10 protein-coding genes and 1 tRNA gene are annotated in these 13,311 nt (G+C 73.7%); 2 read left to right on the forward strand and 9 right to left on the reverse strand.

All coding sequences use genetic code 11. From position 1 onward, the window contains the following. Window position 1: 1 nt before the first annotated feature. The 5 genes from QSK21_RS12985 to QSK21_RS13005 form a co-directional block, all read right to left on the reverse strand. Window positions 2-1,192: an AAA family ATPase gene (locus QSK21_RS12985; RefSeq protein WP_285695877.1), complete on the reverse strand. Its 1,191-nt coding sequence runs from the start codon at window positions 1,190-1,192 to the stop codon at window positions 2-4. Between the two features lie 51 nt (window positions 1,193-1,243). Further along, on the reverse strand, window positions 1,244-2,908 hold the full coding sequence (locus QSK21_RS12990) for an ankyrin repeat domain-containing protein (RefSeq protein WP_285695878.1): 1,665 nt from the start codon (window positions 2,906-2,908) through the stop codon (window positions 1,244-1,246). A gap of 25 nt (window positions 2,909-2,933) precedes the next feature. Next, window positions 2,934-4,076, reverse strand: coding sequence for a leucine-rich repeat domain-containing protein (locus QSK21_RS12995; RefSeq protein WP_285695879.1), 1,143 nt, complete (start codon window positions 4,074-4,076; stop codon window positions 2,934-2,936). 2 nt (window positions 4,077-4,078) lie between these two features. Beyond that, on the reverse strand, window positions 4,079-5,512 hold the full coding sequence (locus QSK21_RS13000) for an SDR family NAD(P)-dependent oxidoreductase (RefSeq protein WP_285695880.1): 1,434 nt from the start codon (window positions 5,510-5,512) through the stop codon (window positions 4,079-4,081). A 213-nt stretch (window positions 5,513-5,725) separates the two neighbouring features. Continuing rightward, window positions 5,726-5,798: transfer RNA gene (locus QSK21_RS13005), tRNA-Trp, on the reverse strand. Between the two features lie 183 nt (window positions 5,799-5,981). Here QSK21_RS13005 and QSK21_RS13010 point away from each other — a divergent pair. Then, window positions 5,982-6,173 (forward strand): hypothetical protein, encoded by a 192-nt coding sequence (locus QSK21_RS13010; RefSeq protein ID WP_285695881.1) that lies wholly within the window; start codon window positions 5,982-5,984, stop codon window positions 6,171-6,173. A 61-nt stretch (window positions 6,174-6,234) separates the two neighbouring features. Here QSK21_RS13010 and QSK21_RS13015 read toward each other — a convergent pair whose 3' ends face one another. Genes QSK21_RS13015 through QSK21_RS13025 form a run of 3 tightly spaced genes read right to left on the reverse strand, consistent with a single transcriptional unit; the run spans window position 6,235 to window position 8,770 of the window. Beyond that, window positions 6,235-6,840, reverse strand: coding sequence for a maleylpyruvate isomerase family mycothiol-dependent enzyme (locus tag QSK21_RS13015; RefSeq protein ID WP_285695882.1), 606 nt, complete (start codon window positions 6,838-6,840; stop codon window positions 6,235-6,237). After that, entirely contained in the window at window positions 6,837-7,670 is an 834-nt protein-coding gene (locus QSK21_RS13020) for a fumarylacetoacetate hydrolase family protein (RefSeq protein ID WP_285695883.1), read from the reverse strand. Before QSK21_RS13020 ends, QSK21_RS13015 begins: the two co-directional genes overlap by 4 nt. Continuing rightward, window positions 7,667-8,770, reverse strand: coding sequence for a cupin domain-containing protein (locus tag QSK21_RS13025; protein ID WP_285695884.1), 1,104 nt, complete (start codon window positions 8,768-8,770; stop codon window positions 7,667-7,669). The genes QSK21_RS13020 and QSK21_RS13025 overlap by 4 nt, the downstream gene beginning before the upstream one ends. A gap of 47 nt (window positions 8,771-8,817) precedes the next feature. On the opposite strand from QSK21_RS13025, the gene QSK21_RS13030 reads away from it, so the two are divergent. After that, complete coding sequence (locus tag QSK21_RS13030) at window positions 8,818-9,585, forward strand: IclR family transcriptional regulator (RefSeq protein WP_285695885.1); 768 nt, start codon at window positions 8,818-8,820, stop codon at window positions 9,583-9,585. Window positions 9,586-10,015: 430 nt separating this feature from the next. On the opposite strand, the gene QSK21_RS13035 is transcribed toward QSK21_RS13030, so the two are convergent. Further along, entirely contained in the window at window positions 10,016-13,309 is a 3,294-nt protein-coding gene (locus tag QSK21_RS13035; protein ID WP_285695886.1) for a DUF4132 domain-containing protein, read from the reverse strand. Window positions 13,310-13,311: the final 2 nt, after the last annotated feature.

A 13,311-nucleotide genomic window follows, 5' to 3' on the forward strand; every position in this document is an offset into this window, starting at 1 on the left:
CTCACCCACCGCCCGGCAGGGCCCCCGACAGCCGCAGGATGTCGACGAACCCGTCGATGCCGGCCGGCACCGGCCAGTCGGTGTCGCGCAGCGCGGCCAGGTCGGCGGCGGCCCGCGCCGCGACGTCCGGGACGCCGGCGTCCACGGCCTTCGCCAGCACCTCCCAGCCGGCCTCCCAGCGCCGCCTGGTGACATCGCCCTGCACCGCCGCGACCACGGAGGTGAGGAACGCGAGCTGCCGGTCGCCGCGCTTGGGCAGCTTGAACGCGTCCGGGTTCGCCAAAACCCGGTTGGGGTCGGGCAGGTCCAGCGCCTCCAGGTACGACAGCAGCTCGATCCCGGCGCCGTCGCCGATCGCCCCGACGATCGCCGCCGACAGGCCCTCGGGGCTCGCGTCCGTGGCGTACCCGACGGCCAGCAGCCGCAGCGCCATCTCCCAGGTGCGCGGGGACGGCCACGGCCCGCCCCTGGCCTCGGCGTCGGCGGGCAGGTGGTGCGCCAGGCCGGGCCGCGCGGTGAGGAACCCGGAGATCGCGCCGCGGGCGCGGGCCACCGCGCCGGTCGCCTTCGCCGGATCGACCACGGGGATCGACACCGACGGCCAGGTGCCCGCCATGCCGCGCGCCACCGTCCGGGGCTCGTGCGTCCAGCGCAGGTGGACGAACCGGTTGGCCAGCGGCGGGCTCAGATGCCAGCCGTCGGCGGCGCTGGACGGCGGGTTGGCCGCCGCCACCACCCGTACCGGCTCGGGCAGCGCCAGGCTCCCCACCCGCCGTTCCAGGACGACCCGCAGCAGCGCGGCCTGCACCGCGGGCGGCGCGGACGACAGCTCGTCGAAGAACACCAGCCCGCGCCCCGCCGAGGCGAGCCGCACCGCCCAGTCCGGCGGCGCCATCGGCACGCCGGTCGAGGCCGGGTCGTCCCCGATGATCGGCAGACCGGCGAAGTCGGACGGCTCGTGCACGCTGGCGATCACCGTCTCCAGCGGCAGGTCCAGCCCGGCGGCGAGCTGCTCCATGCCCGCCGACTTGCCGATACCGGGCTCACCCCACAGCAGCACCGGCAGGTTCGCCGTCACCGCCAGCGCCAGCGCCTCCAGCTGCGGGCTCTCCGACGGCTCGGTCCGCCACGCGCGCACCCGCGCGTTCAGCTCGTCCGCGGCGGCCAGCGGCCCGGATGACTGCGGTTCCAACGCTCGTCTACCCCCAGCTTCCGTGCGGGCGCCCGCATGCGCGTGCGCCGTTCATTCCTCGTCCTCAGGACCCCACCACATGCCACCGACATTGGGGTGCTCCTTCTCCAGGCGCTCGCGGAGCCAGGCCAGGTCGGTGCGCTTCGTGCGCTTGATGAGGTCGACCAGCCCCATGCCCCACCCGTCGACGGTGTCGATACGGGCGCCGGCGTCGATCAGGGCCCGGATCACCGGCTCCGAGCCGTAGTCGCCGACCGCCATGTGCAGGGGCGTGCGGTCGCCCTGCTCCCTGGCCTCCAAATCGAGCCCGGCCTCCAGAAGGCGGGGGAACAGTTCCTCGTGGTCGAGCATATGGATGTAGTGCAGCAGCGTGCGCTTGCGTCCGTCCCGTACGAAAGGGTCGGCGCCGGCGTCGAGCAGGCGCAGGATGCCCGGGGCGTCGCCGTGCTGGGTGCGGAGGAAGATCTCCCGGCGCTGGGCGCGCAGGTCGCGCGGCAGCCGCCCGTCGCCGCCGTGCCAGGTGTGCCGGACGGCGAAGCAGCCGGTGACCTTGCCGCCGAGCGCACGCATCGCCGCCTCCCGCTGCTCCTCCTCCGCGGTGTGCGGGGTCCGCAGGTCACCGTCCCGGACGTGGACGAGGTGCCAGTCGCCGCGGCAGCGCACCCGCAACGGCGTCAACGGCGGCGGATCGGGCGGTCCGACGGGGCCTTCGGCGGGCGGACGCGCGGGGAACAGCGCCGACCGCACCAGCGGGTGCAGTTCCTCCGGCGTGATGAGCCCGGCGCGCAGCAGGTCGAGGTCGGGCAGACGCCGCCACGCGGGATCGGGCAGCACCGGAAGCCCGTCCGCGACCTTGCTGTTGGAGACCAGCGCCGCCCGCGGGCGCCGGCCGAGCGAGACCACCAGGGAGGTCGGCCAGCGGGTCTGGATCCAGAAGCGGCGGTAACGCCGGCCGAGCCGTTCGGCCTCCTCGACGAGCCGGGACGGTGCGATCGGCAGCCCCACCATGAGCCTCGTGTGGTCGGCGCGATAGCGGACGGGCAGGTCGAGGTTCTGGAGTTCCAGGTCGATCCCGGCCGCCTCGAACGCGGCCTTGATCTCCCCCCGGTCCTGGAGCAGCGTGATGTGCTCGGCCAGTCCCACCGGGGTACGGGTGTCGCCCAGCTCCCCGTCGGCCACCGGGGTGCCGTCGGGGTGGAAGAAGGGGACCCGTTTCCCGTCGCCGTGGCGCTCGAACAGTTCCGCCGTGTGCCGGGAGTCCCAGAGGTGACGTGCGGAGGTCCAATCCTGCGGTCGCGGCCCCCAGAAGTCGTCAGGGGTACGCGGGATCGCGCCGAACCGCAGGTTCAGATGCTGGGACCCGTCGGCCATGGTGGGGGTGGCGGCCCACAGCGTTCCCGCGCGGTGCCGCGCCAGGATGATCTTCTGGTGGGTGGCCAGGGTGCTGCGTCCCTCGCCCAGCCTCGGCAGATGCCAGCGCAGCAGGTCGGGGACCAGGTGCAGCAGATCCTTCTCAAGCGCGCGGGCGATCGCGGCGCCGTACTCCCGCGCCACGGACGCCAGGTCGAAGCCGACCCGCACACGGGCCGCGGCGCAGGCCCCCGCCCAGTCTCCCGCCAGACGGCGCTCGGCGGCCCGCTCGATCATCCAGCGGGGCACCGCGTACCGGCGGATCCTCCGCCAGTCGGCCAGGTACTGGGCATGTCGGTCGATCATGGCGCCACCCGTTCTGGGATACCGGTCACCGGTAGAGGCTTGCGATCGCCCGCATGTCGGGGTGGGGACGGGCGGCCGGGCGCAGCCGCGGCGCCAGCGCCCGCTTCACCCGCCGCGGGACGCCCGGTCCCAGCCCCACGTACTCCAGGCGCGTGTCTTCGGGGACGTGGGCCAGCAGCGTCTTGGCGCCGCGCCCGGTGATGCCGGTGCGGCGCAGGTCGAGGCGGCGCAGCGGGGTGCCGGGCAGCGCCTCGGCGAGCACGGCCGCGCCCTCGTCGCCGGTGGCGTTGGGAGGCGCGCCCAGAGCCCGCTCGGACGGCGGCCGGGCCAGGTCGAGCGACTCGATCCCGCCGAGGGCGCCGGCGAGCGCGCGTGCGCCGTCCGGGCCGATGCCGTTGCCGCCCAGCCCGAGCCGTACCGGACGGGACCGCCCGGAGCCGGAGGACGCGCCCGCCAGCACCGCCGCGCCCTCGTCGCCCAGGTGGTTGGCCGCCAGGTACAGCTCCCGGACGCCCGCGTCACGGATCAGCGCGGCCAGCAGGCCGGCCTCGGCGGCGCTCAGCCCGTTGCCGCCCAGGAACAGCCGTTCCAGCGGCTGCGGGCGCTCGGCCAGGGCGTCCAGCAGCGCCCGCAGGCCCTCGGCGCCCAGACCGGTGTTGACCAGGTCGAGCGTGCGAATCGTCCGGTTGGTCCGCAGCATCTCCGCCAGCGCACGCGCGCCCGCGTCGCCGACCGGGTTGCGCTTGAGCCAGAGCGCCTTGACGGTGCCGTCGCCGGCCAGCGACCCCGCCAGGGCCGCCGCGCCGTCCGGACCGATCCGGTTGCAGCCGAGGTAGACGGTCTCCAGTCCGTGCCCGGGACGCAGCGCGTCCGCCACGGCGCGGGCGCCGTCGTCGCCGATGGCGTTCGTGCCGAGGAGCACGTGCCGGGCGTGCGGCGAGCCGGCGGCGACGGGCAGCAGCCGGGCCGCGCCCTCGGCGCCCAGCCCCTGCTTGCACAGGTCGACCCGGCCGTCGGGACGCAGCGTCCCGAGCGGGAAGGTCTCGTCGCCGTCCACCGCGGCGGGCTCGGCCAGCCGGTCGAGCAGCGGCACCAGGTCGGTCAGGTCGGCGGCGGGCACGTCGGGGTGCTCGATCGCCGGGCAGCGTACGGGCGTCGGTTCTGCCAATCTCACCACTCCACCGGTCGGTAGTCCTTCAGGAACAATCCGGACAGCCGCTCGCCGCGCACACCGCGCACCACCGGGTCGTACACGCGCGCCGCCCCGTCGATGACGTCCAGCGGCGGGCGGAAGCCGACCGCCCGCTGCGCCTGCTTGCCGGGATGCGGGCGCTCGTCGGTCACCCATCCGGTGTCGACGCTGTTCATGTGGATGCCGGACGCCGCGTAGTCGGCGGCGGCCGTGCGGGTCAGCATGTTGAGCGACGCTTTTGCCATGTTCGTGTGCGGGTGGCGGACGGTCTTGCTCTTGCGGGAGAAGCTGCCCTCCATCGCCGACACCTGCACCACGTACCGGTCCGGCCATGGCGACGCCTCCAGCAGGCCGCGCAGCCGCGAGGTGAGCAGGAACGGCGCGAACGCGTTGACCAGCTGCACCTCCATCCACTCGCCGGGGTCGACCTCGTGCAGCCGCAGCGTCCAGCTGTTGTGGTCGCGCAGGTCGAGCGGCTGTCCCGTCTCGTCGGTGCGGCCCGCGGGGAACAGCGCCTCCAGCGCCTCTGGGTCGGGCCGCGCGACGGCGAGCGCGCCGCCGCTCTCCAGTTCCCGTGCGGGCGGGACGGCGTCCACCAGGTCGATCCGGGCGGCGGGGCCGGTCAGCGCCTCGGCCTCGGCGGCGCGGACCTCGCGGTAGTAGGCGGCGGGCCGCCGGATCGTCTGCGCCGCGTTGTTGATCAGGATGTCGAGATGGTCGAAGCGCTCGTGCGCGGCGCGCAGCAGCCCGGCCACCGCGGGCAGGTCGAGCAGGTCCACGCCGTGGACGTGCAGCCGGTCGAGCCAGTCCCCGGCGTCCGGCACCGCCGCGAACCGGCGGGCGGCGTCGCGCGGGAACCGGGTGGTGACCAGCACCTCGGCCCCGTCCCGCAGCAGCTTGAGCGCCACCTGGAACCCGATCTTCACCCGGCCGCCGGTGACCAGCGCCCGGCGCCCGCGCAGATCGCAGCGCGCGAACCTGCGGGCCAGGTTCTCCTCGGCGCACGGCGGGCAGAGCAGGTGGTACTCGGGGTGGAGCTCCCGGTAGCGCGCCTTGCACACGTAGCACGACCGCTCGCCGCCCAGGACGACGGTCGTGCGTGGTCGCGCTTCTCCGTTCGCGGCGGGGGCGGCCGGTTCGGCCGGGGTGGGGGCGGGGTCCTGGTCGCGGAACCGGGTGGTGGCGGCGGTGGCCTCGCGGTCGTGGTGGCGCCGGTCGGCGCGGCGCGCGGTCTTGCGGGCCTTCTTGAACTCGCGGTGCGCCCGTTCGACGGCCTGCCACACCTCCCGCAGCCGCGGATCGGCGGCGTTCTGACCGTCCTGCTCGTCGGGTGAGGGAAGGCGGGCCAGGACGCGGAGGCAGGCGTCGATGTCGGCAGGGTCGATGGGCGTGTCGTGATCGACCGGTGTCATCGGCACTCCCGCTCCCTCGGCCCCGTCGGCATAGCGGCGGCCGCGCCTGAGACCGGCCGTGTCGGGATCGGCCGTGTCGGGATTGGCCGCGTCCCGACCGGCATCGTCCGGTCGGTGGAGTGCGATGGCCCCTGCGCTATGGCCCCGTTGGTCGGCACGATATCGGGCAGGTCCGACAATCTGCCATCCGTTTCGGCCGGGGAGTGCGGGAGGCAGGACCGGCCGGATTCGAACCGGCGTCCTCCAGCTTGGTGCTTAGGCGCGACGACCTCTGCGCTACGGCCCTGCAAGCGCAGGAGCATAGCGCCCAACACCGTCATTCCGCCCGGGAATCGGTCCGTCCGCGGCCTGGCCCGTCCGAATGACCGGGGTGACCCGTGGGTATCAAGGCACCTCGGCCGCCGAGGCGCGCGCCGCCACGTACCACATCCAGAGGACCGACACCCAGATGACCGACACAGGAGGTGCCATGAGGCACGACCCGCCGGCGGACGCGGTCACCGGCTCGGTGCACCCGCCGCCCGCTCCCAACCCCGCCCCCCAGCCCGCGCCGAAGCCCGGCCCGCAGCCCGAACCGCCCCAGCCCGGTCCGCTGGTGCCGCCCTCACCGATGCCGCGGCCGGGTCCTCCCACGCCCGAACCAGAGCCCGAACCCGTCTGAACCCCTGGAACCGGGGGGACCCCTGGAACGGGGGACCCGCCACGCCGGACGGGTCCCGCGTTCAGAGCCAGGGGCCGAGGTCCGGAGCGGAGCCGGCGCGCCCGGCCAGCCAGCGCACGAGCTCCGGTCCCTGCCCCGAGGCGACCCGCTTGGCGACGATGTCGTCGATGAGCGCCTGGACCAGTCCGGGCGGCAGGTCGTCGAAGCCGACGCCCGCGTTGAGGTCGATGGCGTGGATCCAGACCTCGCGGGTGCGCATCCACGGGATCTCCGTGGCGGGGACGGTGCGTCCCTGCGCGGTGACGACCTCGTTCGTCCAGGCGTCGTCGGGCAGCTCGCGCAGGTCCCCGGCCAGCGCCTCGGCGGACCCGTGGACGAGCGCGCGCAGCTCGGCGGCGGGCAGCCGCGAGCCCGCCTCGATCTCCTCGTCCCGCTGCTCCCGGCTCGCGTACATCGGGCTGGGCGTCCCGGTGCGGGCCCAGCTCGCCAGGCGGCGCAGCGCCTCGGCGTTGTAGTGGACGTGCGCGACCACATGCCGCCGGGACCAGGACGGCAGCTCCGTCGCCGCGTCCAGGGCGTCGTCGGGCAGGTCGTCCAGGACGCCCAGCAGGACCCGCGTCCCCTCCTCCATCCAGGCGAGCGAGTCGCCGTGCTCCCGGCCCGTCATGACTCGGCCCGCACCGCGTTGTCCAGGCGGCCGATGCCGGAGATCTCGGTGACCACCCGGGAGCCGTCGGCCAGGTAGCGCGGTGGCTTGCGGGCGTGGCCGACCCCGCCGGGGGTGCCGGTGGCGATCACGTCCCCGGGCTTGAGCGTGAGGATGGTGGAGATGTAGCGGACCAGCTCCACCGGGCCGAACACCAGGTCGTCCGTGGCGGCCTTCTGGACCTGCTCGCCGTCCACCGTGCAGCTCAGTTCCAGGGCCGGGGCGGTGCCGCCGGGCAGCTCGTCCGGGGTGACCAGGACGGGCCCGAGCGGGGTGGTGCCCTCGAACGTCTTGCCCTGGAGCCACTGCTTGGTGCGGTTCTGCCAGTCGCGCATGGTGACGTCGTTGAGGACGGTGAACCCGGCGATGGCCGACGCGGCCTCATCGTGGGACGCGCGCCGCACCGTGGCCCCGACCACCACGGCCAGCTCCGCCTCCCAGTCCATGCCCTCGGTCTCCGGGGGCAGCGCGATCGGGTCGGCGGCGCCGATCAGCGACTCGGCGTACTTGGCGAACAGCGTCGGGGCCTGCGGCAGCTCGCGTCCCATCTCCAGGATGTGCGCGCGGTAGTTGAGCCCCACGCAGATGATCTTTCCGGGGCCGGGGACGAGCGGCGCGTACTCCACCCCGTCCAGCGGCGTCTCGGCCGGACCCGCCGCGGCGGCCGTGCGGGACCAGTCCGGGGACGCCAGCACCGCGCCCACGTCGGGCGCGCCGAGGGGCGCGTAGCGGTCGCCGTCGACCCGTACCGCCTGGGTGCCGTCCGCCGTCCGGATCGTCGCGAGCCTCACTGGTGCCGTCCTTCCACGTGTACGCGATCGGCGTGGAGCCGTTCGAAGATGGGAGCGTCGCCGAAGCGGAACAGGTCCAGCTCGGTCTCGTTCGCGGTCAGGGTGAGCGGTGCCCAGGACGGCACGACGATCAGGTCGCCCTGCTCGGCACGCCACTCATGGTCGCCGACCCGGACCGTGCCGGTGCCCTGGAACACCTGCCACACCGACGACCCGACCTCCCGCCGGGTCGCGGTGGTCGTGCCCGCGCGCAGCCGGTGGAACTCGGCCCGGATCGTGGGCATGACGTCGCCGCCGGTCGAGGGGTTGGTGAACCGCACCGCGGCGTGCCCGGGCTCCAGGACACCTGGGTGGCCCTCGTCCTCCAGAGCGAGCTGGTCGGCGAGCGCGGCGTCGGTGTGCTCCCACCGGTACGCGGCGATCGGAGAGCTGGGCAGCGGCCCGGTGCTGGAGACGGGCCGCAGCCCCGGGTGCGCCCACAGCCGCTCCGAACGCGACCTGTCGGGGGCGGAGGTGTCGCTGACCTCGTCCGGACCGAACTCGAAGAACGTGGAGCCGACGTAGTGGGAGAACGGGATGTCCAGTCCGTCCAGCCACGCCATCGGCTCGTCGCTCACGTTGTGGTGGCCGTGGAAGTGCCAGCCGGGCGTGAGGAGGAAGTCGCCGCGCCGCATCGCGACCGGGTCGCCGTTCACGACCGTCCACACGCCCTCGCCCTCCACGACGAAGCGGAAGGCGTGCTGGGTGTGGCGGTGCTCGGGGGCGTTCTCGCGCGGTCCGAGGTACTGGATGGCGGCCCACAGCGTCGGCGTCGCGAACGGGCGCCCGCCCAGGCCCGGGTTGGCCAGCGCGATGGCGCGGCGCTCGCCGCCCCGGCCCACCGGGACCAGCTCGCCCGCCCGTTCGGCCAGCGGCAGCAGCGACTTCCACCGCCAGGCGTGCGGCACGGCGGCCGGGCGGGGCTCGGGCGGCATCAGGTCGCCGATCTCGGTCCACAGGGGGATCAGCAGCTCCTGCTCGAAGCCGCGGTAGAGCGCGTCCAGTTCGGGCGAGGGCTCGGGCCGGCCCGGACCCTCACCTGGGGTGATGGAGACGGTCATGGGCTCACCGTAGGGCGGTTCTGGCAGAAGGGATCTACTATTCTGGTGTGAAGAACAGACCCCAGTACGCCATCGACTCGGTCGACCACGCCCTGCGCCTGGCGACGCTCCTGCAACAGGAGGGGCCGATGGGGGTGTCGGTGGCGGCGGAGCGGCTCGGCGTCTCCCGCTCCACGGCGCACCGGCTGCTGGCGATGCTGGTCTACCGCGACTTCGCCGAACAGGACGCCGACCGCCGTTACCGGGCCGGGCCCGCGCTCCGTCCCGCCGACGCCACCCCGGCCCCGGTCCGGCTCCTGCACGAGATCGCGCCCGCGCACATGCGGGCGCTGGTCGAACGCGTACGGGAAACGGTGAACCTCCAGGTGCTCGCCGGGAGCGAGGTCCGCTTCCTGGACACGGTGGAGTGCGACCAGATCCTGAGAGTCGGCGACCGCTCCGGCCGGGTCCTGCCCGCCCACCTCAGCTCCAGCGGCAAGGTGCTGCTGGCCGCGCTCCCACCGGACGAACTGGACCGCCGCTACCCCGACCCGGCCGCCGCCGGAGTCGACCTCGCCCGTCTGCGGCGCGAACTGGCGCTGGTCCGCCGCCGCGGCTTCGCGATCAACGAGGGCCTGACCGAGACGGGCCTCAGCGCGCTGGGCGTCCCGGTCCCCTGGCCACGCGACGGCCTCCCCGCGGCGGCGATCTCCGTGGCGATGCCCTCGGCCCGCTTCGACCGCGACCGCATCCCCTTCTGGGTCGGTTCCCTGCGGCGCACGGCCTCCGCCATCGCCAACGACCTGACCGACGCCGCCCGCGCCGGGTCGGCCTGACCTGCGGGTGGTGTGGTGGTCCATGGTGCGGTGAGGCGCTTCGGGTCGGTGTCGACGGTCTGACCGTAGCCGCTCGCGCCGAGACAACCTGGCCCGATGAGCGGCGTGGTGGTCATGGTGTGTTGAGCCCGCTCAGGCTGATGTCGACGGCCTGACTGGCGCTGTTCGCGCCGGGTCGGGCTGACCTGCGGGTCCGGTTGAGATCGTCCGTACCGGGGCGGGTTGACGGGCGGGTGGGGTGGTGGTCGTGATGCGGTGTGGCGGTTCAAAGTTGATGTCGCCGGCGATCCGACCGGCGCTGCCCGCACCGTAACGAGCTGACCCGTGAGCGGGGCGGCGTCATGAGGCGGTGTGGCCGTTCGGGTCGATGTTCGATGACCTGATTGAGGCCGTCGGTTGCGGGGCGGGTTGATCGGCGGGGGTGTGGTGGTCATGGGGTGGTGAGGTGGTTGAGGTCGAGGAGGATTTCGGAGATCGTCTCCGGGGGGAGGTCGGCGAACACGGGTCCGGGTGTGTCGCCCGTGCGGTCGATGAGCGAGACGCGGGTGATCTCGCGGTCGTCTTCCTGGCCGACGAGTTCCGGGCGGAGCCCATAGTTGAGGGCGATGAGCACCTGGCGGTCGCTGCCCACGTTGCGTGCTATCTCCGTGATGCCTCCATACGCCGGTTCGGCCGCGTCCCAGAGGCCGCTACGTAGCGCCAGCAGCCTTCTGGCCGGTGCGTGCAGGCCCTCGAACCGTGCGAGGCGGTCGCCGGCCGCCTCCTCCTTCGTCAGGGTGTGGACGGGACGAGCCAGTTGCGGGAAGGGTTGAAGGATCTCGTAGTCAGCGAACAGCTCCGCCCACGCGCCTAACTGGGCGCCCAGGCGTACCGGGTGCGCGATCGTGATCTGGGCCGAGTCGGGCAGGTTCAGCGCATCGTCGCGGACGTCGGCGAAGGTGCGGTCTTCGGCGATGCGGAAGTGGGTGGACTCCCCGCCGGTCTCGGCCGTCCAGATCAGGCGGCGCGCGATGTGCCAGATCAGCGGGTGGTCCACCAGGAAGGCGCGGAACTCGGCCACCGGCCACCGGCGCCGGTCGGCCATCGCCCGCTCCAGGCGGCGCAGCTGATCGGCGGCGACCTTCGCCACGTCCTTCTTCAACGCGGCGAACCGCCGGAAGGCGGCGGGAGCCAGGTCGGAGTCGTCGTCGGCCGACGGCCGGGGCAGGGTGGTTCGCACCTTGCCGTCCTCGTCGATCACATAGGGCTTGAGCCGCTCGTCGAAGCCGACCCGGAACCGCCGGGGCCCGTAGTCGAGCGTCATGCCGCCGTCCGCCTCCAGGCCGAAAATCGGAGCCAGCCGGTCGGCGAGCTGCTCGGGGCTCAGCCCCCTGTCGGCGGCCACCTGCTCCAGCCTCTCCCGCGCCTTCCTCCGCAGCGGGGCCGACCGTGCCGACAGGGCGATACCGTTCAGATGCACCATCGCCACGTCGGAGCCGATCGCCGCCAGAACGTCCAGTCCCGTGGCCACGCGCGGGTTGCGCTTCTCCGCCGCCCAGGACCGCAGCAACGGGGCGAGGCGGCGTGCCGTCTCGTCGTCGCCGAGCCAGCCGAGCTGGTAGAGCGCCCAGTTGTCGCTGGGCTGAGCGCCGTGGGTGTCCCAGCGGCGAAACACGTCCCAGGAGAACCGGGCCAGCGACTCCGGGTCGCACGCCTCGCGGACGATTTCCACGCCCGGGTACACCTGGTCGGGCGTCGAGATCGACAGCATGGTGAGCACATGCCCGATGGTGTCCGCGGGCAGGGCGAGGCCGCGTTCGCGCACAAGCACCTGAGGGAGAAGCCGCGGATCGGCCCACGCTCCAAGCTTCGGCAGCCGGGCGGGGAAGGTCTCCAGCGGATCGGTGGCCAGCAGGGTCGCGATGGCGTCGGCCGCAGGCCGCCCGTGCTCCGCCCCCGCCTCGGCGGTCTCTTCGGCGCCGTGCGTGGTCGCCAGGAGGCGCAGCGCCGCCTCGGCCTCCCTGCGCCGCGCGCCCTGCCTGCCCAAGGCCGGAGGGACCAGGAACGGGACGGCGTTCAGCCCGTGCCGTTCCAGCCAGGCCGTCGCCGCCGCACGCCGACGCGGCACGCGGACCAGCCAGTACGCCACCGTGCCGGCCGCCTCCGCGCACAGGAATGGCTGGATCAGCTGATCGCAGTGGTACGTGTTCACTTGGTGGATGCCAAGGAACAGCTCGAACGCGTCCAGTTGGAACCTCGCCAGGATGCGCTGCGGCGCGGCCCAGTAGGGGTTGAGGGACGGATGCTCATAGTCGGGCGTCCAACCGGTTACAAGCGGACGCACCACCTGCTCTGGCCCGAACGCGAGCATGTGCGCCTGCCGCACCTGCGCCAGGCGGGGGAAGTCTTCGACCGCCTCGGTCCAGTCGTCCGGCTCGGCACTTCGGTACAGGCCCGTCCGCTGGTTCAGCCACCGCTCCCGTTCACCGGTCGCCCACGTGATCGACCGGCGGTCCGGGACGGTCAGGTCCGGGAGAACGACCGGCTTGGCCTTCTTCCGCCGGGCCTTCCACGGGGGCTCGACCAGCAGGCGCGGAAGGGCGTCGGCGGGCGCGTCGGGGACCTGGGCGGTGACCGCGTCCAGTAGTGTCCCGACGACCTTACGCGCCTGCTCCGGCAGGCCGGGCAGCGCGGACGCGGCGAGGTCGGGATGGGCGCGCACGTGGCCGCGCAGCAGGTCGGTGATGGTCTGGGCGGTACGGGACGTCCCGGCGGCGCGGGGGCCGAGGAGCCGCAGGGCGCGGACGGGAAAGCGTTCCATGGCGTCGAGCAGGATGGGCTGGACGTGCTTGTCGCCCGCCCGCTCGGCCAGGACGTCGAACGCCGTGTCCTCAGGCAGGAGGGCAAGGGCCTTGTAGAGGGTCCTGCCTGATTCGACGTCGCTGTCGTGCAGCCACGCCGTCAGCAGAGGGAGGACGGCGGAGCCGAGCCCGTCCACCAGGGTGGCGATGACATCGTCGCCTTCGTGATGACGCCAAGGCCGCTGGATGTGGGTTAAGAACAGGTCGGCGTGGCCAGGAGTGTCCAGCGCGCAGCGCAGCCTCCAGAGGTGCCTGTGCCACTGCCGGTCGGCGTACTCCGGATCGGTGCAGCAGTCCTCCACCCAGTCGTGCCTCGCCGGCACCAGATAGGCCGTCGCGAGCCGGTGCGCGTACGTCGTGCGGTGCTCTTCCAGCCTTTCGACGGCCGCGCGGTACTCGTCGTCGGCCGCGACCGCCAGGAGGGTGCGTGCGCTGCGCAAGCAGGCGTCGCCGTGTGAGGGAACGAAGTCGGGGTACACGGGCGGGTGCTCGGGGAGCCCGGTACGCAAGTTGACGATGAGCGCGTCCGCTTCAACGGTCGCGCACACGGCGAACGCGAGGCCGTGCTGGGCGGCCCACGCGGCCGCCTGCCCTTCCGGCATCGCCCAGTCCCGGGACGTGGGGCCCGTGGAGACGACACGGGAGACCATTGCGGCGCCCAACGGGTCGGGCTCGCCCCGCAGGAAGCGGCGGGCGCTCTTGACGAGGCCGGAGTCGCCGTGCCTGGCCAGCGACCGCTCCAGGTGGTGCGAGTCGTGCGCGGTCAAGTCGGGCGGCCGTTTCGAGCCGGCCGCGACCTCGGCTGAGGGCAGATGGCGGCCGCCACGGCGGGGGTGGACCCGCGACCGCCACGCGTCCGGCAGGTGTACGAGCTGTTCATCCACGA

This window comes from Actinomadura sp. NBRC 104412, from assembly GCF_030269515.1.
Lineage (GTDB): Bacteria > Actinomycetota > Actinomycetes > Streptosporangiales > Streptosporangiaceae > Spirillospora.

Coding starts and splice junctions, on each gene's coding strand:
- QSK21_RS13025 (WP_285695884.1), bottom strand. CDS start 8,770: ATGACCGTCTCCATCACCCCAGGTGAGGGTCCGGGCCGGCCCGAGCCC.
- QSK21_RS13015 (WP_285695882.1), bottom strand. CDS start 6,840: ATGACGGGCCGGGAGCACGGCGACTCGCTCGCCTGGATGGAGGAGGGG.
- QSK21_RS12990 (WP_285695878.1), bottom strand. CDS start 2,908: ATGATCGACCGACATGCCCAGTACCTGGCCGACTGGCGGAGGATCCGC.
- QSK21_RS13000 (WP_285695880.1), bottom strand. CDS start 5,512: ATGACACCGGTCGATCACGACACGCCCATCGACCCTGCCGACATCGAC.
- QSK21_RS13010 (WP_285695881.1), top strand. CDS start 5,982: ATGAGGCACGACCCGCCGGCGGACGCGGTCACCGGCTCGGTGCACCCG.